21 protein-coding genes and 1 pseudogene are annotated in these 21,375 nt (G+C 43.9%); 14 read left to right on the forward strand and 8 right to left on the reverse strand.

The genetic code is table 11. The features are described from left to right. Positions 1 to 46 precede the first annotated feature (46 nt). The 3 genes from gyrB to cyaY form a co-directional block, all read right to left on the reverse strand. Complete coding sequence (gene gyrB / locus Q0203_RS01110) at positions 47 to 2,467, reverse strand: DNA topoisomerase (ATP-hydrolyzing) subunit B (RefSeq protein ID WP_297928927.1); 2,421 nt, start codon at positions 2,465 to 2,467, stop codon at positions 47 to 49. Positions 2,468 to 2,563: 96 nt separating this feature from the next. Continuing rightward, positions 2,564 to 4,453, reverse strand: a complete 1,890-nt coding sequence (gene recQ, locus Q0203_RS01115) for a DNA helicase RecQ (RefSeq protein WP_297928929.1) — start codon at positions 4,451 to 4,453, stop codon at positions 2,564 to 2,566. Next, positions 4,453 to 4,761: an iron donor protein CyaY gene (cyaY, locus tag Q0203_RS01120; protein ID WP_297928931.1), complete on the reverse strand. Its 309-nt coding sequence runs from the start codon at positions 4,759 to 4,761 to the stop codon at positions 4,453 to 4,455. Before cyaY ends, recQ begins: the two co-directional genes overlap by 1 nt. 118 nt (positions 4,762 to 4,879) lie before the next feature. On the opposite strand from cyaY, the gene Q0203_RS01125 reads away from it, so the two are divergent. Beyond that, positions 4,880 to 4,999: a lipoprotein gene (locus Q0203_RS01125; protein WP_006719816.1), complete on the forward strand. Its 120-nt coding sequence runs from the start codon at positions 4,880 to 4,882 to the stop codon at positions 4,997 to 4,999. 18 nt (positions 5,000 to 5,017) lie between these two features. Next, positions 5,018 to 6,268: a diaminopimelate decarboxylase gene (gene lysA, locus Q0203_RS01130; RefSeq protein WP_297928935.1), complete on the forward strand. Its 1,251-nt coding sequence runs from the start codon at positions 5,018 to 5,020 to the stop codon at positions 6,266 to 6,268. 51 nt (positions 6,269 to 6,319) lie between these two features. Here the strand turns inward: lysA and hslO are convergent, their stop codons facing one another. From hslO to yrfG, 3 genes are all read right to left on the reverse strand, one after another. After that, a complete protein-coding gene (gene hslO / locus Q0203_RS01135) occupies positions 6,320 to 7,192 on the reverse strand; it encodes an Hsp33 family molecular chaperone HslO (protein WP_297928937.1) in 873 nt (290 codons plus the stop codon). Positions 7,193 to 7,258: 66 nt separating this feature from the next. Beyond that, positions 7,259 to 7,675: a ribosome-associated heat shock protein Hsp15 gene (hslR, locus tag Q0203_RS01140; protein ID WP_297928939.1), complete on the reverse strand. Its 417-nt coding sequence runs from the start codon at positions 7,673 to 7,675 to the stop codon at positions 7,259 to 7,261. Positions 7,676 to 7,687: 12 nt separating this feature from the next. Further along, on the reverse strand, positions 7,688 to 8,347 hold the full coding sequence (gene yrfG, locus Q0203_RS01145; protein ID WP_297928941.1) for a GMP/IMP nucleotidase: 660 nt from the start codon (positions 8,345 to 8,347) through the stop codon (positions 7,688 to 7,690). A 39-nt stretch (positions 8,348 to 8,386) separates the two neighbouring features. Between yrfG and nudE the strand changes: the two genes are divergently transcribed. Continuing rightward, positions 8,387 to 8,992 (forward strand): ADP compounds hydrolase NudE, encoded by a 606-nt coding sequence (nudE, locus tag Q0203_RS01150; RefSeq protein ID WP_297928943.1) that lies wholly within the window; start codon positions 8,387 to 8,389, stop codon positions 8,990 to 8,992. An 8-nt stretch (positions 8,993 to 9,000) separates the two neighbouring features. Here nudE and Q0203_RS01155 read toward each other — a convergent pair whose 3' ends face one another. Both Q0203_RS01155 and Q0203_RS01160 read right to left on the reverse strand, forming a co-directional pair. Next, on the reverse strand, positions 9,001 to 9,876 hold the full coding sequence (locus tag Q0203_RS01155; RefSeq protein ID WP_297928945.1) for an AraC family transcriptional regulator: 876 nt from the start codon (positions 9,874 to 9,876) through the stop codon (positions 9,001 to 9,003). 72 nt (positions 9,877 to 9,948) lie between these two features. Beyond that, on the reverse strand, positions 9,949 to 10,575 hold the full coding sequence (locus Q0203_RS01160) for a YkgB family protein (protein WP_297928947.1): 627 nt from the start codon (positions 10,573 to 10,575) through the stop codon (positions 9,949 to 9,951). A 348-nt stretch (positions 10,576 to 10,923) separates the two neighbouring features. Between Q0203_RS01160 and Q0203_RS01165 the strand changes: the two genes are divergently transcribed. The 11 genes and pseudogenes from Q0203_RS01165 to gnd all read left to right on the forward strand — a co-directional run bounded on the left by Q0203_RS01165 (position 10,924) and on the right by gnd (position 21,224). Then, positions 10,924 to 12,930, forward strand: coding sequence for an oligopeptide transporter, OPT family (locus tag Q0203_RS01165; protein ID WP_297928949.1), 2,007 nt, complete (start codon positions 10,924 to 10,926; stop codon positions 12,928 to 12,930). Positions 12,931 to 12,993: 63 nt separating this feature from the next. Continuing rightward, positions 12,994 to 13,422 carry a hypothetical protein gene (locus Q0203_RS01170; protein ID WP_297928950.1) on the forward strand — a complete coding sequence of 143 codons (429 nt, stop codon included), beginning with the start codon at positions 12,994 to 12,996 and terminating at the stop codon, positions 13,420 to 13,422. A gap of 26 nt (positions 13,423 to 13,448) precedes the next feature. Continuing rightward, positions 13,449 to 14,267, forward strand: a complete 819-nt coding sequence (cysQ, locus tag Q0203_RS01175) for a 3'(2'),5'-bisphosphate nucleotidase CysQ (RefSeq protein WP_297928951.1) — start codon at positions 13,449 to 13,451, stop codon at positions 14,265 to 14,267. 70 nt (positions 14,268 to 14,337) lie between these two features. Further along, a complete protein-coding gene (zwf, locus tag Q0203_RS01180) occupies positions 14,338 to 15,822 on the forward strand; it encodes a glucose-6-phosphate dehydrogenase (protein ID WP_297928953.1) in 1,485 nt (494 codons plus the stop codon). Positions 15,823 to 15,916: 94 nt separating this feature from the next. Beyond that, a complete protein-coding gene (gene pgl, locus Q0203_RS01185) occupies positions 15,917 to 16,615 on the forward strand; it encodes a 6-phosphogluconolactonase (RefSeq protein ID WP_297928955.1) in 699 nt (232 codons plus the stop codon). A gap of 34 nt (positions 16,616 to 16,649) precedes the next feature. Next, a complete protein-coding gene (locus tag Q0203_RS01190) occupies positions 16,650 to 17,042 on the forward strand; it encodes a GNAT family N-acetyltransferase (protein WP_297928957.1) in 393 nt (130 codons plus the stop codon). Positions 17,043 to 17,102: 60 nt separating this feature from the next. Beyond that, the gene (locus tag Q0203_RS01195; RefSeq protein WP_297928959.1) at positions 17,103 to 17,435 is read left to right on the forward strand and encodes a n-acetylglutamate synthase; all 333 of its coding nucleotides are present in this window, start codon (positions 17,103 to 17,105) and stop codon (positions 17,433 to 17,435) included. Between the two features lie 16 nt (positions 17,436 to 17,451). Further along, positions 17,452 to 17,610 (forward strand): annotated as a pseudogene (locus tag Q0203_RS01200) (GNAT family N-acetyltransferase); the annotation flags it as partial. 127 nt (positions 17,611 to 17,737) lie between these two features. Beyond that, the gene (locus tag Q0203_RS01205) at positions 17,738 to 18,439 is read left to right on the forward strand and encodes an aspartate/glutamate racemase family protein (RefSeq protein ID WP_297928961.1); all 702 of its coding nucleotides are present in this window, start codon (positions 17,738 to 17,740) and stop codon (positions 18,437 to 18,439) included. A 250-nt stretch (positions 18,440 to 18,689) separates the two neighbouring features. After that, on the forward strand, positions 18,690 to 19,709 hold the full coding sequence (locus Q0203_RS01210) for a PDDEXK nuclease domain-containing protein (RefSeq protein ID WP_366517284.1): 1,020 nt from the start codon (positions 18,690 to 18,692) through the stop codon (positions 19,707 to 19,709). Positions 19,710 to 19,769: 60 nt separating this feature from the next. Further along, positions 19,770 to 21,224, forward strand: coding sequence for a decarboxylating NADP(+)-dependent phosphogluconate dehydrogenase (gene gnd, locus Q0203_RS01215; protein ID WP_109129012.1), 1,455 nt, complete (start codon positions 19,770 to 19,772; stop codon positions 21,222 to 21,224). The last annotated feature ends 151 nt before the right edge of the window (positions 21,225 to 21,375 follow it).

Here is a 21,375-nt window from a genome sequence, read left to right on the forward strand (position 1 = left end):
GGCTTTTCTATGCTTGTGTGAACAGGACAAAACGCAATAGGCTGTTTTAAATATCCAAATTCGCTCTTAATGCATTACTTTCAATAAATTCGCGACGAGGCTCTACTTCATCACCCATTAAGGTGGTGAATAACTGATCTGCCGCCACCGCATCTTTGATAGATACTTTCAACATACGGCGAGTATTCGGATCCATTGTTGTTTCCCAAAGCTGTTCCGGGTTCATTTCACCTAACCCTTTATAGCGTTGAATCATCAAACCACGGCGAGATTCTTTCATTAACCATTCAATCGCCTGCTCAAAAGAAGTTACTGTAACTTTGCGCTCACCACGCATAACATAAGCGTTTTCTTCTAATAAACCGACCAATTTTTCACCCAATGCAATTAAGCGGGCATATTCATTACCGGTTACAAACTGGAAGTTTAAGAAATAATCCGTATCAATGCCATGGGTTCTCACCGTCAATACCACTTCATGCACGTTTCGCTCAGCATTGAATTGCAAACGATGGCTATAATGTCTGCCGTCAGTTTCTTTTCCATTTAAAGAAGCAACCAAAGAATCAGCCCAAGAATTGACCGCACTTTCCTGTTGCATTAATGCCGTCGTCAACGCCGGTTGATAAATCAATTCTTTCAACACGCTTTCCGGATAATAACGACTCAAGCGGGTCGTCATTTTTTGTACTGCAAGATATTCGGAAGCGAGATTTTGTAATGCCACACCTTGCATGCCCGGTGCATTGTCATTCACATAAAGCGCCGCATTTTCCAACGCAATCGCCAATTCAAATTCCGCCATGGCTTCATCGTCTTTAATGTATTGCTCTTGTTTGCCTTTTTTCACTTTATACAACGGTGGTTGTGCAATATATACATAACCGCGCTCAATCAGCTCCGGCATTTGACGATAGAAGAAGGTCAATAACAACGTACGAATGTGCGAGCCGTCCACATCCGCATCGGTCATGATAATAATGCTGTGATAACGCAATTTATCCGGGTTATATTCGTCACGACCGATACCGCAACCTAGCGCCGTAATCAATGTACCCACTTCTGCAGAAGATAACATTTTGTCAAAGCGGGCTTTTTCCACGTTCAGGATTTTCCCTTTTAACGGCAGAATCGCTTGGTTTTTACGATTACGCCCTTGTTTTGCCGAACCGCCCGCAGAGTCACCCTCCACGATATAAAGTTCAGATAACGCCGGATCACGCTCCTGACAATCCGCCAATTTACCCGGCAAGCCGCCTAAGTCTAATGCGCCTTTACGACGGGTCATTTCACGGGCTTTACGTGCGGCTTCACGGGCACGTGCCGCATCAATAATTTTGGTCACGATGATTTTTACATCGTTTGGATTTTCCAACAAATAGGCTTGCAAATACTCGTTCATCAAAGATTCCACCGCACTTTTTACTTCGGAGGAAACCAATTTATCTTTGGTTTGAGAAGAGAATTTCGGATCCGGTACCTTCACGGAAATCACGGCCACCAAGCCTTCGCGGGCATCATCACCGGAAGTCGCCACTTTGGATTTCTTGGTGTAGCCTTCGTTCTCCATGTAGTTATTCAACGTACGGGTCATCGCCCCGCGGAAACCTGCCAAGTGCGTACCACCATCGCGTTGTGGAATGTTGTTGGTAAAGCAGTAAATGTTTTCTGCATAACCATCGTTCCATTGCAACGCAATTTCCACGCCAATGCCGTCTTTTTCTGCAGAGAAATAGAATGGTTTCGGGTGGATTGGCGTTTTACCACGATTGATATATTCCACGAACGCTTGAATACCACCTTCATAATGGAAATGGTCTTGTTTGTCGGTGCGTTCGTCAATTAAACGAATGGAAACGCCGGAGTTTAAGAAAGATAACTCTCTTAAACGCTTGGCTAAAATATCGTATTCAAATTCAATATTAGTGAAGATAGTCGGGCTTGGCCAGAAACGCACGGTGGTACCGGTTTGGGTGGTTTCACCAATGACCGCTAACGGAGCAACGGGATCGCCAAGGCGATAAAATTGTTCATGCACTTTGCCTTGACGGCGAATAGTCAGTTGTAATTTATCAGACAATGCATTAACCACAGATACGCCCACTCCGTGCAAACCACCGGAGACTTTATAGGAGTTATCGTCAAATTTACCGCCCGCATGCAAAACCGTCATGATCACTTCTGCGGCAGACACACCTTCTTCCGGGTGAATATCTACCGGAATACCGCGCCCGTCATCTTGCACGGAAACGGAATTATCGGAATGAATAGTCACGATAATGTCACTGCAATAACCTGCCAAGGCCTCATCAATGGCGTTATCCACGACCTCGAAAACCATATGGTGTAAACCTGTTCCATCGTCTGTGTCACCGATATACATACCGGGACGTTTACGCACCGCATCAAGCCCTTTCAGCACTTTAATACTGTTTGCACCATAAGTTTCTGGAGTAGTTGTTGACATAATTCTTCTCTGTGTAATTCGTAAAAAATTGGGCGGGATTATAGCAAAATTTTGCGCAATTAGCTAAACATAACTGCGCTTAAACGGTAGTTAGACTTATTCTGTTGCGCGGGCATTTTTATGTTCGCGGATTAAAGACAGAAACGCTTGTCCGAAACGCTCCAATTTAATCGTACCGACACCGTTAATTTGCAACATTGCAATATTGCTGACCGGTTGGTATTGCGCCATTTCTTGCAAAGTCGCATCGTTAAACACGATATATGGCGGAATATTTTCCTTATCGGCAATTTGCTTACGCAGGAAGCGCAAACGTGCAAATAAATCTTTGTCGTAAGAACCGACCGCACTTTTGTGCATCATGGCCGTAGTGACGATAGATGATAGACGTGGCGTTGCCAATTCCAACGGCATCTCTCCCCGCAAAATCGGCTTGGCGTTTTCTGTGAGCTGTAACGTATTGCCATATTCACCGATCATTTGACGCACCAAGCCCAAATGAATGAGTTGACGCAACACGGACTGCCAGTATTCCGTGCTGTGTTCTTTGCCGATGCCATACACACTCAGTTGGTCGTGCTGCTGGTCACGAATTTTCTGGTTATTCATGCCACGCAAGACGGCAATGACATAATGAGCACCATAACATTGACCGGTACGATAAATTGCCGACATGATTTTTTGCGCGTCTAACAACCCATCGTATTTTTTCGGTGGATCGAGACAAATATCGCAATTTTGACAGGCGGTTTGACGATGTTCGCCAAAATAATTCAATAAGACCAAACGGCGACAGGTTTGACTTTCGGCAAATTCGCCGATGGCTTGCAGTTTATGCTGTTCAATTTGGCGTTGTGGCGTTTCCGGTTTTTCCATGAGCATTTTGTTCAACCACACATAATCCGCCGGGTCGTAGAACAACACCGCCTCTGCCGGCAAATCGTCACGCCCTGCACGGCCGGTTTCTTGATAGTAGGATTCAATGCTACGCGGTAAATCAAAATGCGCCACAAAACGCACGTTAGATTTATTGATCCCCATACCGAAGGCGATCGTCGCCACCACCACTTGAATGTTATCCCGCTGAAAATCCCGTTGTACCTTTTCCCGCAAGCTATTTTCCATGCCCGCATGATACGCCGCTGCTCGCACACCTTTATTGCACAGGGTCTCCGCAATACGCTCTACTTTGTTGCGGCTGTTGCAATAAACAATGCCACTTTTGCTTTTTTGTGCCACCACGAAACGGCACAGCTGCTCCATCGGCTTAAATTTTTCCACTAAGGTGTAGCGAATATTTGGGCGATCGAAACTCCCCACATGAAAGTGCGGTCGATTTAGCCGGAGATTTTGCAGAATATCTTGTTGCGTTGTGGGATCTGCTGTGGCAGTGAGCGCCATAATCGGCACGTTCGGGAAACTGCCTTTTAAGCCGCCAAGTTGGGTATATTCAGGGCGAAAATCGTGCCCCCATTGGGAAATGCAGTGTGCCTCATCAATGGCGATAAAGCTCACCTGACATAAGGAAATAAATTGGAAAAAGCTGTTGGTCATGACTTTTTCCGGGGATAAATACAACAATTTTAACTGCCCGGAAATCGCCCTATTTTGCACCTGTTGCTGTTCTTCAAAGGTTTGTGAGGAGTTTAAATAATCCGCTTCTACGCCACTGGCGCGTAGCTGATCCACTTGGTCTTTCATCAGTGAAATCAATGGCGACACCACCAAGGTCATCCCATCAAAACACAATGCTGGAATTTGATAGCACAGGGATTTTCCCGTCCCTGTCGCCATGATGACCAAGCAATCTTGCCCATTTAGCGCCGCCTGGATAATTTCCTCTTGCCCTTTGCGGAAAGCTTGATAGCCGAACACCGAATGCAACACATTCTTTGCCATCGCATAAAGTGCGGTGGATTTTGCCGACGATTTATCGAGAAAATCCACCGCACTTTTGGTAGATTCGGATGAGGTAAGGTGATTCATTAACCGAACTGCACCTGCTCACCATGTTTAGCAAGCGCTTCGGTTAGAGCTTGCCAGAAGTCTAAGCCGTCATTGCTGACCCAACGTTCGTTTTTATAGGCAAAATGGAAACCGCCATTGTGGCTCGCCAACCATAATTCCAACAACGGTTCTTGTTTGTTGATCACAATTTGACTGCGATCGCCAAGCGTAATCGTGAACACGGAGCCTTGGCGTTCACAATCGGCGTCACAATCTTGCGCTTCCAGTTGCTCTTCAATTTCATCCCAAATTTGCTCGATTTTCTGATGAAACTCGATGATATTCATAAAATCACTCCAATAAATGACAGTAGGGCGGAAATTATAAAGATTTTCTGTGCGTTGTGATAGCACAAAGCCGGATTTAGTGGTAAAAAGAACAGTCTAATTTGAGTAGGAGCAACCAATGAAAAAACTGATTTCCGTATTTTTACTCGTGACATTGTGTGCGCTAAGTACCGGCTGCGGCGTTAAAGGTCCATTATATTTTCCTGAACAAGACAGCGCTCAGAAAACAACCAAATAACTTTTTATAGGCGACCTTATGGACTTTTTCCAATATAAAAACAATCAACTCATGGCGGAAAATCTGCCGGTCAAACAATTGGCCGAACAATTTGGTACGCCGTTGTATGTTTACTCCCGCGCCACCCTTGAACGCCATTGGCACGCGTTTAATAACGCGTTTGGCGAGCATCCGCACTTAGTGTGTTTTGCCGTAAAATCGAACCCGAATATTGCGATTTTAAACATAATGGTGAAATTAGGTTCAGGCTTTGACATTGTGTCTCAAGGGGAATTGGAACGCGTTCTTATCGCCGGTGGTGACGCCGGCAAGGTGGTCTTTTCCGGTGTCGCAAAATCCCGCCAAGAAATTGCCCGCGCCTTAGAAGTCAATATTCGTTGTTTCAACGTGGAGTCGGAAGCAGAATTATTGCGCATTAACCAAATTGCCGGTGAAATGGGCAAAATTGCCCCGATTTCATTGCGCGTAAATCCGGACGTGGACGCCCACACGCACCCTTACATTTCCACAGGGTTAAAAGAAAATAAATTCGGCGTGAGCGTAGATCAGGCTCGAGAAGTCTATAAATTAGCCGCCACCTTACCGAATATTAAAATCGTCGGCATGGATTGCCACATCGGCTCACAACTCACGGAATTACAACCCTTTTTAGATGCCGTAGATCGCTTAATTGTGCTCATGGAACAATTAAAACAAGATGGCATCCATTTAAAACACTTGGACTTAGGCGGCGGTTTGGGTGTGACTTACACGGACGAAACACCGCCACATCCGACAGAATATGCCAAAGCGTTATGGGAAAAATTAAGTGCGTTCAGTGAGCTAGAAATCATTGTCGAACCAGGTCGCGCCATTACTGCAAACGCTGGGATTTTAGTCACCAAAGTAGAGTATTTAAAATCCAACGAAAGTCGTAATTTTGCCATTGTGGATGCCGGTATGAACGACATGATTCGCCCGGCGTTGTATCAAGCCTACATGAACATTCTGGAAATCGACCGCACTTTAGCGCGTGAAGAAAAAATCTATGATGTGGTTGGTCCGATTTGCGAAACCTCCGATTTCCTCGGCAAACAACGCAAACTTGCCATCGCGGAAGGGGATTATTTAGCCCAACGATCTGCCGGCGCCTACGGCGCAAGTATGTCTTCCAACTATAACTCTCGCCCAAGAACGGCGGAAGTGATGGTGGATGGCGATAAAGCGTATCTTATCCGCCGTCGCGAGGCGTTAAACGAATTGTGGCAATTAGAAAGCGTATTGCCGTAACGCAAGGTGAAACATAAAAAAATCCCGCAAGTGAGTTTGCGGGATTTTTTGTTAGTGGCTTGATGCTTTTAATTTCTCGATCGCATCTTTATTGAAGAAATAATGCGTGCCACAGCATTCGCATTGCATATCGATGGTGCCTTGGTGTTCAGCGAGGATATGGTCAATTTCTTCTTCCGAAATTAACAACAAGGCAGCGCCTGAACGTTCTTGCGAACAGCCACAGTGGAAGGTCACCGATTGCGGTGCGAAGAGTTCAACGGTTTCTTCGTGGTATAAGCGGTACAACAATTCTTCTGCGCTTAAGCCAAAAATCTCGTCGTCTTTAATGGTGGCGGTTAAGGTGGCTAAATGCTCGAAATCGTCCGGTGAGCCTGAACCATCCGGGACGATTTGCAATAACACGCCGGCGGCGACCGGTTTGCCGTCATATTCACCGCTGCGGATAATCAGTTGCGTTTGGAGTTGTTCGGAACGGACGAAATAGTCTTCCAAACATTCGCTGATAGTGGGTTTGTCCAGTGGTACGATACCTTGATAACGTTCACCTTCTTTTGGCGCAATGGTGATTACTAACACGCCTTTACCGATCATTTGGTGCAGGCTCATGTTGTTATCAATATCGCCTTGTAAACGGGCAAGGGCACGGATTTGTTGCTGATCGTTGCCGTTGACTAACGCCAGTTTTAATGGGCCATCGCCTTGAATTTGCACGGTGATATCGCCGTTAAATTTTAAGGTGGCGGTCAGCAAACTGGTGGCAACCATCATTTCGCCTAATAAATTGCGCACGGCTTGTGGGTAATGATGGGTGTTTAAGGTATCGTTGAACGTTTGATTTAAGCGTACCCATTCGCCACGCACTGCACGGTCTTTGAACAGGTAACGATAAAGTTGGTCGTTGTCTTTAGTATAAGTCGTCATCTTTTGTTCCTAATTGAATGTTGTTCGCCAAATATAAGGGCGTTTCCCTCGATTACAAGGTGGCGCTTATACTTGGTTTTGATGCTTGAATTTAAGTAAATCGCGACGTTCTTTTTTGTCCGGGCGGCGATCAGGGTGCGGCATGGACAGCGCATTCATTTTGCGCGCCATGGCAAGTTTTTCTCGATTGGCAAGGCTTTGTTCCGTTTCGCGGTAAAGTAGTTGTGCTTCCGGCGCGCCTCGCCGTTGGGTGGAAAGTGCCAATATAACGATTTCCTTTTCGTCACTGCCTTGGCGTACTTTTAGTGTGGCGCCCACTTCCACGATTTTATTCGGTTTGCTGCGTTGTCCGTTGTAATGGACTTTGCCTCCGTCAATCATCTCTTTGGCGAGTGTGCGGGTTTTGTAAAAACGCGCTGCCCACAGCCATTTGTCCAAACGTACTACTTCTTTTTCTTCTGCTATTTGAGAATGTTTTGCCATGTTGCCGCGTCCTTACAGCAAAGTGCGGTAGTTTTTGATGGAGAAATGACGCTCAAAGGATTTGTCCGCTAATGTACTGTCCGGATTTTCCACGCCGATGGTGTAGGCAATGCCAAATTTTTTAGCGCTATCTAACACCGGTTCTGTGTCGTCGATAAAAAGGGTTCGGCTCGGATCGAATGGCGTGAATTGTTGCAAACGTTGCCACAGGGATTGCTCTACTTTTGGCGCATTAAACTGGTGGCTGGAAAGCAACAAATCAAAGTGCGGTGCTAAATCGCAGTGTTTGAGTTTTTCTGCCAAACTGAACGGGTGGCTGTCGGTGAGCAAAATCAATTTCTTGCGGCGTTCGCGGGCGGCCTGTAAAAACGGGTAAACATCTGACCGCACTTTAATGTAGTTATGCTGTTGTTGCAGCAATTCGCGTAATGGCAAATCCAAGGTTTTCGCCCAAAAATCAATGCAATACCATTGCATGCTGAATTCCACCTGCTGATAACGGTGATGGATCAGTTCGCGACTTTGTTCTACAGAAAGCTTGAATTTGTCGGCATACGCCTGCGGCACCACCTTTTTCCAGAAACGATGATCGAAATACAGATCGATTAGCGTGCCGTCTAAATCCAGAATCACGGTGTCGATTGCTTGCCAGTCAAATTTTTGTTGCGCCATCCCTGTTGTGGTCCCTTTTCTTTGTAAAAATAGTGGGGTATGGTATCGCTATTTCAGTGGTTTGTAAAACAAGGGAAGAAGAGAAATATGTTACAAAAACCAACCATTCTTAATATAAAAACTGTAGCAAAATCAACGATATTTGAAATTCAATCGGTGGATTTGAAATTCGCCAACGGAACGCACCGCACTTATGAACGTTTTCGTCCCGGTAAATATGCCTCGGTGATGGTGGTGGCGATCGATGGCGACGATATGTTGTTAGTGCGTGAATATGCCATGGGAACAGAGCGCTATGAATTGGGGTTTGTGAAAGGCAGAATGGATGCAGGTGAAACGCCGGAACAAAGCGCTAATCGCGAGTTACAAGAAGAAATTGGTTTAGGCGCAACATCTTGGGTACATTTGCGCACGATTAATTCATCTGTTGGCTTCATGAATAATCCTATGCACATTTTATTGGCACAGAATTTTTATCCGAGCAAACTGGAAGGCGACGAGCCGGAACCGTTGCAAGTGGTACGCGTGCCGTTGGCAAACATTAACGAATTATTGTATGACCCTGAATTCAATGAAGCGAAAAATCTGACCGCACTTTATTTACTTCGGGATTATTTACAACGGAAAGCCTGTGTTAACCCATAAATTGGCATTTATCGGTATTTCCCTGGAGAAATGCCGTAATAGGATTTAAACACTTTGGTAAAGTGGGTGTCTGATTGGTAGCCGACTTCCGATGCAATTACGTTAATCGGTTTTTGCGTATTTTTTAGTAGCATTCCTGCCATATTCATTCGCATTATGGTCAGAAATTTACCAGGCAAAATGCCCGTTTTTTGTTTAAATGCACGAATAAAATTGGCGCGCGACATGGCGCAACTTTCTGCCAAGCTCTCCATGTTCCAGCTTTCTTTGGGATTGGCTATGATGGCATTCACAGCATTTCTTAAACGCTTGTCCTGTAATGCGCCGAAAATGCCTTGATTGACCTGATGGTGTTGAAGGTAATCTCTGATTAAATAAGTGAAAAGAATGTTGCATAACGCATTGACGACAACTTCATTGCCGAGGTTATCCTCTGTTTCTTTGCGTAGCAATTTCAGTAAGGCCATGATGGAATCGTTATTTCCGGCAAGGTGCCACTGCGGTAGATTAAACAGTAAACTTTGCGCAACGTTTAAATAACGGAAATAACCGCAAAACATTTCAAAATCAGCAGATTCGCTTGAGCTATTGCAATGTAATGTAAAAACACCTTGTGTAGTTTTGGTAATTTGTGTTTCTGTGTCGGTGCCGTGATAAATAACGTGCTCTTCTCCGTAGGGCAGAAAAATGACATCGCCCGGTTTGAGCCTGCAGGTTTGGTCTTTCAGCCGAATTTGGCATTCCCCTCGTGACACAATATGAAATCTGCCGATTAAATTCGGTTCCTGTTTATGATGGATTAGCCAGTCACCTTGAAAACGACAGAGTATATTGATTTCTCCCTCAATGCCTGACTGTCGGACAAGCTGATCTAAATAGTCCATGTTCTACTTCTCTCCTGATTTACAAATGAAGAAGCCTATCACAAAGTGATAAGCTTCATATCGGTGTTTCAATTAGACGGATGCTTTATATTTTAAGTAGCGATTCGCACATTCGGCAGCAGCAACTAATCCCCCTGCCATCATAATAATATCTTTAATAACCAAACGTCCCGCGGCGGATAAATATGGAAAGCCGTAATTTGGTGTAGGCAAATCGCCCCCTAAATTAGGCACCCACGTTTCTGGCGTGAAAATGAGGAACGACAGGGTGACAATGGACATACCGAACGTCAGCAAACCGCCGAGTAGCCCGAGAGTCGGAGACCAGATTCCAGCTAACGTTAATAAGCCGATGGTCACAATGATTGCACCGATAATATAAGACGCGGTGTAAGTCCCGTTAGCTTTGTGCCATTCAATATTTTTCGCCACCATTTTACCTTCGGGATTTTTATAAAGGGTATATTCTTTTACTAATTCGCCTTTATCGTTTTGCACCAAATTTGGTCCGTTTTTATAGAGGAAACTTAAAAATGGACTGTTCGAGACAAAATGGGCAATACCATCTGCTTCATATTGACATACTTTTAACCCGCCAATCCATACCATAACGATACAAATGGCGATTCGTATAAAGTTAATAAATTGGCGTTGCATCGGGGCAACAATTTTCGCGAGTAATTCAATTAATGCATTCATTTTTTAGCCTCATAGAACTTCATCATTCAGTGGATGATACAAAATGTAGTGGTTATTTACCTAAATGGAATAGGCTTGGCGAACTATATAGGATATGAAGAATAAATAACTTGATGAGACTCGCTATTTTTTATAATTGAGACTAAATCAGATGGATTTAAGATTATAGCGATGTTGGGTAGAGGACGGTTTTACTATTGAATAGGTTACTGGATTGTAAATAGTTTAAAAATATGGCTGATATTTAAATAAAATTCAATTTAAGTAAAATAAATTGAATGAAACTTGATTATTAGCCGCTTTTTTGTCAAGGTGGCAACGTTTTTTATTAAAAAAATAGGTAATGTTATGCAATCTACAAACTTAAAAGAGTTGACCTTTCGAGGCATGTTCCTTGGGGCGTTGATTACGGTGTTGTTTACCGCATCTAACGTTTATTTGGGTCTGAAAGTGGGGATGACGTTTGCGTCGTCGATTCCGGCGGCAGTTATTTCCATGGCGGTACTGAAATTCTTTAAAGATTCCAGTATCTTGGAAAACAACATGGTGCAAACTCAAGCATCTTCTGCGGGGACGCTTTCTTCCGTGATTTTCGTGTTGCCGGGCTTGTTGATGATGGGCTACTGGCAAGACTTCCCGTTCTGGCAAACCATGTTGATTTGTGCCGCGGGCGGTACATTGGGCGTGTTGTTCACGATTCCATTGCGTCGTGCCATGGTGGTAAACAGTGATTTACCTTATCCGGAAGGTGTTGCCGCGGCAGAAATTTTGAAAGCCGGTAACAATTCTGATGCCGACAGCGGCGTGAAAGATATTGCTTATGGCGGTATTTTTGCCAGCGTTGTGGCGTTTTTAACGAACGGTTTACGCCTGATGGCAGATGGTGCCAGCGCGTGGTTTACCGGCCCGGGTGGCAAAGCCATCTTCCAACTGCCGATGGGCTTTTCTTTAGCCTTATTAGGCGCCGGTTACTTAATCGGTATCGTCGGCGGTATTGCGATGTTGTTGGGTACCATCTTTGCTTGGGGCTTAGCGGTACCGTTCTTTACCATGTCCGGTGATATGCCAACTGATGGAACTATCGTAAGTTACGCCATGAGCATGTGGAAAACGAAAGTCCGTTTTATTGGCGTGGGAACCATCGGGATTGCGGCGATTTGGACGTTATTGATTCTGATGAAACCGATGGTGCAAGGCATGGTGCATTCTTTCCGTATGTTGAAAGGCACGCAAGAAGCGTCGGATCACCGTATTGATATCGACCTTTCACCAAAAACCATGATTTATATTCTTATTGCGACTGTGGCATTAATTGTGATTTCCTTACATCACTTTATCGCGACCGCGCCGATTTCCCCAGAATTAGCCTTATTATTGGTGGTGGTTTGTACCTTCTTAGCTGTGTTTATCGGTTTCTTTGTGGCGGCAGCCTCCGGTTACATGGCGGGGCTTGTGGGGTCTTCCTCCAGTCCAATTTCCGGTATCGGGATTATCTCCGTGATCGTGATTTCTTTAGTATTGGTTTCTATCGGCAATGCATCCGGTTTATTTGAAACGGCGGATGGACAGAAATTCTTGACCGCACTTACCTTGTTTACCGCGTCTATTGTGTTAACGACAGCGACCATTTCTAACGATAACCTACAAGATTTAAAAACCGGTTTATTGGTCGAAGCGACACCTTGGCGTCAACAGGTGGCGTTAATTATCGGTTGTTTCGTGGGCGCATTAGTGATTGCACCGGTATTGGAAATCCTTTACCACGCCTACGGTTTCACCGGTGCATTACCACGTCCAGACATGGATCCGTCACAAGCCTTGTCTGCGCCACAAGCAACGTTAATGACCACCATTTCACAAGGGATTTTCTCTAATAAATTAGAGTGGACTTACATCTTAACCGGCGTGGGTCTAGGTGCGGTGTTAATTATTATTGACAGTTTCTTGAAAAAAGTAAGCAATAAAGCCTTTGCGTTACCGGTATTGGCGGTGGGGATTGGTATCTACTTACCACCTTCTATTAATATGCCGGTTGTTACCGGGGCGTTCTTGGCGTGGTTAATTAATCGCCACATTACCAAATATGCAGCGCGTAGCGGCGATAAAGACGTGAACAAACGAGCAGAGCGTTTTGGTACCTTGTTCGCAGCAGGCTTAATTGTGGGTGAAAGCTTAATGGGGGTTGTGTTAGCCTTTATTATTGCTGCTTCCGTGACTTCCGGCGGTTCTGAAGCACCATTAGCCTTGAATTTGGCAAACTGGGATGCGATTGGTGAAGTGCTTGGTTTAGTCGTATTTATCGCTGGTGTGACCATTTTCACCTTGCGTGTATTACGTGCAAAAAAATCTGCGTAATCGCTAAAATTACTCTACAATAGGCTGTCTTTTGATAGCCTATTTTTTTACTCAGGAATTCTTATGTCGTCTAAATTTCCTTACTTAAAAGCATTCATTGTATTTCCGCTTATTCTGCAAATTTTGGGCATGATCATCGGGTTTTGTCTTAACGATAATATCGATGAAACGTTTACCGTTACCGATTTAATCGTATTTTATTTTTCTAGCACGTTTTTTATCGCTACTATTCCGGCATTTCTAATTGCCTTATGGGCGAAGGCCTACCGTTATACCCGTTATAATGTGTTTGCGATTGTGCTGATTTCAGCGATTATTGCATTTTGTTATAGCAATGTTGCCGGATATATTTACATGACCTTATTCGAAACATCGATGACCTTTGGGACTTGGTTATATAGTGGCGCATTAGATGTCGCCTTATTATTTAGTTGCGGTATGGCGCTTTATTCCGTGTTGACACTCCCGTTGCTGTTGCCAAAAGAGAGATAAATCGACAAAAAATAAGAGGGGATGCAATGCCTATTCTCACCACACAGTTATTACAGGATGTGATTCATATCGCTCAGCAGGCAGGTGAGCATTTACAGCGTTTTTATCAACATTCGGTGTCGGTACAGATCAAAGCGGATAATACTCCGGTGACGGAAGCGGATTTGTTTTCCAGTCAATTTTTAACGGAAAAACTGACCGCACTTACCCCGCAAATTCCCCTTTTGTCAGAAGAAAATTGTAAGATCCCCCTTGCGGAGCGGCAGGCGTGGGCGTCCTATTGGTTAATTGATCCTCTTGATGGCACGCAACAATTTATTAATCGCACCGATCAATTTTCCGTGCTCATTAGCTTAGTGAAAAATCATCAACCGGTGTTGGGCGTGATTCATGCGCCGATATTGGGCTACACCTATTACGCCATGAAAGGATTTGGCGCCTATAAGCTGCAAGAGGGAAAACCCTGTAAATTGGCTTTTCGTCATATTGCTTCAGACCAACCTTTGCGCATTGCCGTTGGTTCTGCGGCTGCAGCGGAAAAAGTGCGGTCGATTTTAAGTGCGAATTTTGACTATGTATTCCATATTTACGGTTCCAGCGGCTTAAAAAGCACCTTGGTCGCCGAGGGGATCTGTGATTGCTATATTCGCTTAGGACGGACCGGCGAATGGGATACCGCTGCCGCAGAGATTTTGCTGGCGGAAATGGGCGGAGTGGTTTTTGACTTAAATTATCAACCGTTGACTTACAATCAACGAGAATCTTTCGTCAATCCGGACTTTTTGATGGGCGTAACGCGAGATTTTTCATGGGGTAATATCTTTCACTCCGATTTATCAGAGTGATTAGAAATGTCCGATGATTTTCCTTATCATACGGGCATTTATTAAATCGTAACATTAATGTGGTAACTAAATGAAAGCAGAAAATTGTTGTATCGTTATCTTCGGTGCATCCGGAGATTTAACTTATCGTAAACTGATTCCGGCGTTGTATGATCTTTATAAAATTGATCGGTTAGGCGATGATTTCTCCGTGTTGGGTGTGGCGCGTACCGAATTAAACGATGAATCTTTCCGCCAAAAAATGTATCAAACGCTGATCGAACACGAAGGCGGGGAAAGTGAGTGTTTAGCCAAATTTTGTGGTCATTTATATTACCAAGCCGTCAACACCTCAGATAAAGCGGATTATATCAAACTGATTCCGCGCCTTGATGCCTTGCATGAAAACTATAAAACCAACGGCAACACCTTATATTATTTATCCACGCCGCCAAGTTTATACGGCGTGATTCCGGAATGTTTAGCCGAACATGGATTAAACAAAGAAACACAAGGTTGGAAGCGTCTGATTGTAGAAAAACCGTTTGGCTATGATCGCAAAACGGCGGAAGCGTTGGATGTTCAAATTCATCGCTTCTTTGAGGAACACCAAATCTATCGTATCGACCATTATCTAGGTAAAGAAACCGTACAAAACCTACTTGTGTTGCGTTTTTCTAATGGTTGGTTTGAGCCGCTTTGGAACCGTAACTTTATTGAATACGTGGAAATCACCGGTGCTGAATCCATTGGCGTAGAAGAACGTGGGGGTTATTACGACGGTTCCGGCGCAATGCGTGATATGTTCCAAAATCATTTGTTGCAAGTATTGGCGATGGTGGCAATGGAGCCACCGGCGATTATCAATGCGGATTCCATGCGTGATGAAGTGGCGAAAGTATTGCATTGCTTACGCCCATTAACCCATGAAGACATGGAACATCATTTGGTGCTTGGTCAATACACTGCCTCGGAAATTAACGGCAAAATGGTGAAAGGCTATTTGGAAGAAAAAGGCGTGCCGGCAGATTCCCGCACGGAAACCTACATGGCATTGCGTTGTGAAATTGAAAACTGGCGTTGGGCAGGCGTGCCGTTTTATGTGCGTACCGGCAAGCGTTTACCGGCGCGCGTTACCGAAATTGTAATTCACTTCAAAACCACACCGCACCCGGTGTTCAGCCAAAATGCACCGGAAAATAAATTGATCATCCGTATTCAGCCCGATGAAGCCATTTCCATGCGCTTCGGCTTGAAAAAACCGGGCGCCGGCTTTGAAGCAAAAGAAGTGTCCATGGATTTCCGCTATGCAGATTTAGAGGGCGCGACTGTGATGACCGCATACGAGCGTTTATTGCTTGATGCCATGAAAGGTGATGCCACCTTATTTGCCCGTACCGATGCCGTACACGCTGCTTGGAAATTCGTGCAACCGATTTTGGATTACAAAGCTCAAGGTGGTCGCGTGTATGACTATGAAGCCGGCAGTTGGGGACCGGTAGCAGCCGATAAACTGATTGCCAAAGAAGGCAAAGTGTGGCGCAAACCGAGTGGTTTGATGAAGAAAAAAGTTTGATTTAGTTAATCTTATGTAGGGTGGGCTTTAGCCCACCGTTCCTAATATCTAACATAATAAAATGGTGGGCTAAAGCCCACCCTACGGAAAAACAATGAACTATATTACTTTCCCTACTGCTCAACACGCGGTGGAAAAAATTGCCCAAGAATTTGTGATTTATAGTCAAGCAAACCACCCTGTGAACATTTCCTTGTCCGGTGGTTCCACACCGAAATTATTGTTTAAAACCTTGGCGCAAGCGCCTTACGCCGCTCAAATCAACTGGAAAAACCTCCATTTTTGGTGGGGCGATGATCGCATGGTGCCGCCATCTGATTCCGAAAGTAATTACGGCGAAGTGCAAAAACTCTTGTTTGATCACATCAACATTCCGGCAGAAAACATTCACCGAATTCGTGGCGAAAACGAACCGCACTTAGAGCTTAAACGCTTTGAAGAAGAATTAAGTGCGGTCATTCCTGACGGCGTTTTTGATTGGATTATCCTCGGCATGGGCGCAGACGGGCATACCGCTTCTTTGTTCCCACATCAAACCGATTTTGCGGATGAAAACCTTGCGGTGATCGCTAAACATCCTGAAAGCGGACAGCTCCGCATTTCCAAAACCGCCAAATTAATTGAACAAGCGAAACGCATTACTTATTTGGTGACAGGCGAAGGCAAAGCGGAAATCCTCAAAGAAATTCAAACCACACCGGCGGAAAATCTGCCTTATCCCGCAGCAAAAATCAAAGCAAAAAATGGCGTGACGGAATGGTATTTGGATAAAGCGGCGGCAAAATTGCTATAACGGATGGCATATCAGACATCACGGGTTTCACAATATGATCGAATACAAAACCAATTTTCCTATTTCAGTAGAACAATTTATTGAATTGCTCAATAAAACTACTTTAGGCGCACGTCGTCCGTTAGAAGATAAAAAACGTGTGGCGGCGATGTTACATCATGCTGATTTGTTAGTGACAGCTTGGGATGGTGAGTTATTGGTGGGTGTCGCTCGTTCGGTGACGGATTTTTCCTACTGCTGTTATTTGTCTGATTTGGCGGTGGATGAACAATATCAAAAACAAGGCATCGGCGTGCAGTTAATTGAACACACCAAACAGGCATTGCATCCACAAGCTAAAATTGTACTGTTATCCGCCCCACAAGCGGTAGATTACTATCCGCATATTGGATTTACGCAACACATGAGTGCATGGACGAAGAGTTAATTTATTGGAATTATACGGACTAAAATAAGATATAGACACATCAGATGCAGAATGACTTTAATGTTGAATTTAGATAATAAAAAATTTGTTGCTGTTGAAAACACTGCAAATGGTGAGGTGAGTAGCCAAACAGAATTTCATTACCATCAACAAGATAAAATGATTTGGGCCGAATATGGTGGCGGTGAAATTTTAAAAGGCTTTTTAATTGGGAAATGGATTGATGATACTCAAATTGAATTTACGTATCAACATTTAAATCAATCTCTAGAAAATCGTTTGGGGCGTTGCTGTACAGCATTTTCTTCAGAAGAAAGTAAACTCATCGGTCATGAAAAATGGCAGTGGCTAGACACGTTAGAGCAAGGCAGCTCTTTAATTAGAGAAATTTAAAAGAAGTTTTGCTATAGAATATCAGAAGCAAGGTATCATCTTGCAGTTGATTGAACACACTACACAAACCTTACATCCACAAGCCAAAATCGTGCTTTTATCGGCTCCGCAAGCTGTGGATTACTATCCGAATATTGGTTTTGCTCAGCATATGAGTGCGTGGACGAAGAGTTAAAAAACGTTTGAAAAAACGACCGCACTTTTGCGGAGCAAGAAGATGGATTTCTGATAGCGCACGCTTCATAGAGTGAGCTTGTAGATGAAGGCACACGTTGGGAAACGTGCGCATAGGAAGGAGCAAGATGAAAATATTAGGTATTATCGGTGGAATGAGCCCGGAAAGTACGGCAACTTATTACACTGAGATCAATCGTTTAGTGAATCAGAAAAAAGGCGGGAATATTTCTGCGCCTATTGTCATGGTGAGTGTGGAATTTGAAGAAATTGTGCAATGCCAGAAACAAAGTGAATGGCAACGAGCCGGAGAGATTATCGCTGAAGCAGGAAAAAAATTAGAGATGATTGGTGCAGAAGGTATTGTGCTTGCCACCAATACTATGCATAAAGTTGCACCACAAATTGAACAAGCTATTTCAATTCCGTTTTTACATATTTTAGATGCTACAGCAGATGCTATTAAATCGCGAGGCTTAAATAAAGTGGCTTTGCTCGGTACAAAATTTACTATGAGCGATAATTTTTATCGCGATGGTTTACAGCAGAGAGGCATTATGCCGATTGTGCCAAGTGATGAAACTCAAAACGAAATACATCGAATTATTTTTGATGAGCTTTGTGTGGGTAAATTTTTACCACAATCAAAAGCATTTTATTTAAAAATCATTGATGAATTGAAAAATCAGGGGGCAGAAGGCGTAATTTTAGGGTGTACGGAAATCGGATTGTTGGTTAATCAAAGCGACTCGCCATTGCCGTTTTTCGACACGGCTAAATTGCATTCTCAAATGGCTGCTGATTTTGTTTTAGGTGTAAAAAACACTTAGAAAAATGATCGCTTTGATAGTGTGCGTCTCCTGACGCGTGCTGATAACTTACTAAATTTGTAAGGCACGCGTCAGGAGACTCGCGCCAGCGTAAATAAAAACAATTGAAAAAAACGACCGCACTTTTGCGTAGCAAGAAGATGGATTTCTGATAGCGCACGTTTCATAGCCTGTGCTTGTAGATAAAGACATTGCGTTTGAAACGCATGCTATCAAAGAATTAAAAATACCCATTTTTTAAATGAATATGATGAATACAACCATAAGTAATTATCTTGTCGATATTAAACAAATTTTATCGACAGCTCGCCAGCAGGCTTATGCAGCCATAAATTCTGCCATGGTAGAGGCCTATTGGAAGATTGGTGAAAGAATCGTATTGGAAGAACAAAATGGTGCTGAACGGGCAGGATATGGAAAAGAAATTATCAAAACGCTTTCGGTGGAGTTAACGGCTGAATTTGGTAAAGGATTTAGTAAACGAACACTTTGGGAAATCCGTCAATTTTATTTGTTATTTCCGGACTATCCAAAATTGCGAACACTGTTCGCACAATTAAGTTGGTCGCATTTTCAACGTTGTTTAAAGGTGTCTAATGATAAAGCCCGTTTATATTACTTAACCGAGGCGGCACAGCATCATTGGTCTGTGCGTGTGCTTGATCGTAATATTGCAACACTTTATTACGATCGCCTGTTCGCTAGCCAAGATAAAAATCTTGTAGCAATGGAAATGAAAGAAAAAGTCACCGCACTTCAACCAGGTGATTTTATTAAAAATCCAACAGTATTGGAATTTTTAAATCTACCGGCGAATTTAGCCTATACGGAAGCTGAGTTAGAAAAAGCACTCATTGATAATTTACAACAGTTTATGCTTGAGCTTGGTAAGGGGTTTGCATTTGTAGCTCGTCAACAGCATATTCGAACTGAAACCTCAGATTTTTTTATCGACTTGGTTTTTTATAATTATATCCTAAAATGTTTTGTGATTGTGGAATTAAAAACCGGAAAGCTTACGCATCAAGATATTGGGCAATTGGATATGTATGTTCGAATGTATGATGATCTGAAAAAGCAAGAAAATGATAACCCGACTATTGGTTTGTTACTGTGCACTGAGACCGATAGTGTTGTAGTGAAATATTCGGTGTTAAATGATAACCCGCAATTATTTGCCAGCAAATATATGGCATATCTGCCGTCAGAAGAAGAATTAGTGAGGGAAATTGAGCAACAAAAACTGATTTTTGAGCAACAATTTAGTTAAAAGCGCGGTTAAATTCCAATAAATTTTCTGCGTTACAAGTTAATACAACAGGAGAAAACAATGTCAGTAAAAGGCGACATCGGTGTTATCGGCTTAGCCGTGATGGGGCAGAACCTCATTTTAAATATGAACGACCACGGCTTTAAAGTGGTGGCGTATAACCGAACCACATCCAAAGTGGATGAATTTTTACAAGGTGCGGCAAAAGGCACCAATATTATCGGCGCATACTCTTTAGAAGATTTAGCCGCTAAATTAGAAAAACCGCGCAAAGTGATGTTAATGGTGCGTGCGGGGGAAGTGGTGGATCAATTCATTGACGCATTACTACCGCACTTAGAAGAAGGCGACATCATTATTGATGGCGGTAACTCAAACTATCCGGACACCAACCGTCGTGTGGCAGCGTTGCGTGAAAAAGGCATTCGCTTTATCGGCACCGGCGTTTCCGGTGGTGAAGAGGGCGCACGCCACGGACCATCGATCATGCCGGGCGGTAACGAAGAAGCATGGCCATTCGTAAAACCGGTATTACAAGCGATTTCCGCCAAAACTGACAAAGGCGAAGCGTGCTGTGATTGGGTGGGCAAAGATGGCGCAGGTCATTTCGTGAAAATGGTGCATAACGGCATCGAATACGGCGACATGCAATTAATTTGCGAAGCCTACCAATTCTTAAAAGAGGGCGTGGGCTTGTCTGATGATGAGTTGGAAGCCACCTTCAAAGCATGGCGCAACACCGAATTAGACAGCTACTTAATCGACATTACTGCCGATATTCTTGGCTATAAAGATGAAGACGGTAACCGCTTAGTAGATAAAATTTTAGACACCGCAGGGCAAAAAGGCACCGGTAAATGGACGGGGATCAATGCCCTTGATTTCGGCATTCCATTGACCTTAATCACCGAGTCTGTGTTCGCACGTTGCGTATCTGCTTTTAAAGATCAACGTGTTGCCGCGAGCCAATTATTCGGCAAAACCGTAGGCAAAGTGGAAGGCGATAAAAAAGAATGGATTGAAGCGGTGCGTAAAGCGCTATTGGCATCAAAAATCATTTCTTACGCACAAGGCTTTATGTTGATTCGTGAAGCGTCTGAAAACTTCAACTGGAACATCAACTACGGCAACACCGCCTTGTTATGGCGCGAAGGCTGTATTATTCGCAGCCGCTTCTTAGGCAACATTCGCGATGCGTATGAAGCGAACCCGGATTTAATCTTCTTAGGTTCCGACAGCTACTTCAAAGGCATTTTAGAAAACGCCATGGGCGAATGGCGTAAAGTGGTGGCTAAATCCATCGAAGTAGGCATTCCAATGCCATGTATGGCGTCTGCGATTACCTTCTTAGACGGTTACACTTCAGCTCGCTTGCCGGCAAATCTGTTGCAAGCGCAACGTGACTACTTCGGCGCGCACACTTACGAACGCACCGACAAACCACGCGGCGAATTCTTCCACACCAACTGGACGGGTCGCGGCGGCAATACCGCATCCACCACGTATGATGTCTAAGTAAAAAACGTGCGATAAACCGACCGCACTTTGATCTGCACCTTACACATTGACGCTGAGTCAAGCTGTGTAAGGTGCAGATTTTTTTATGCGTATTTTTGTCTGCCGTAGGGCGTGGAATCTATTCTGAAGCTCAGAATGCTTCTTTTCG

The sequence above is a fragment of the uncultured Aggregatibacter sp. genome (assembly GCF_938046485.1).
Taxonomy (GTDB): domain Bacteria; phylum Pseudomonadota; class Gammaproteobacteria; order Enterobacterales; family Pasteurellaceae; genus Aggregatibacter.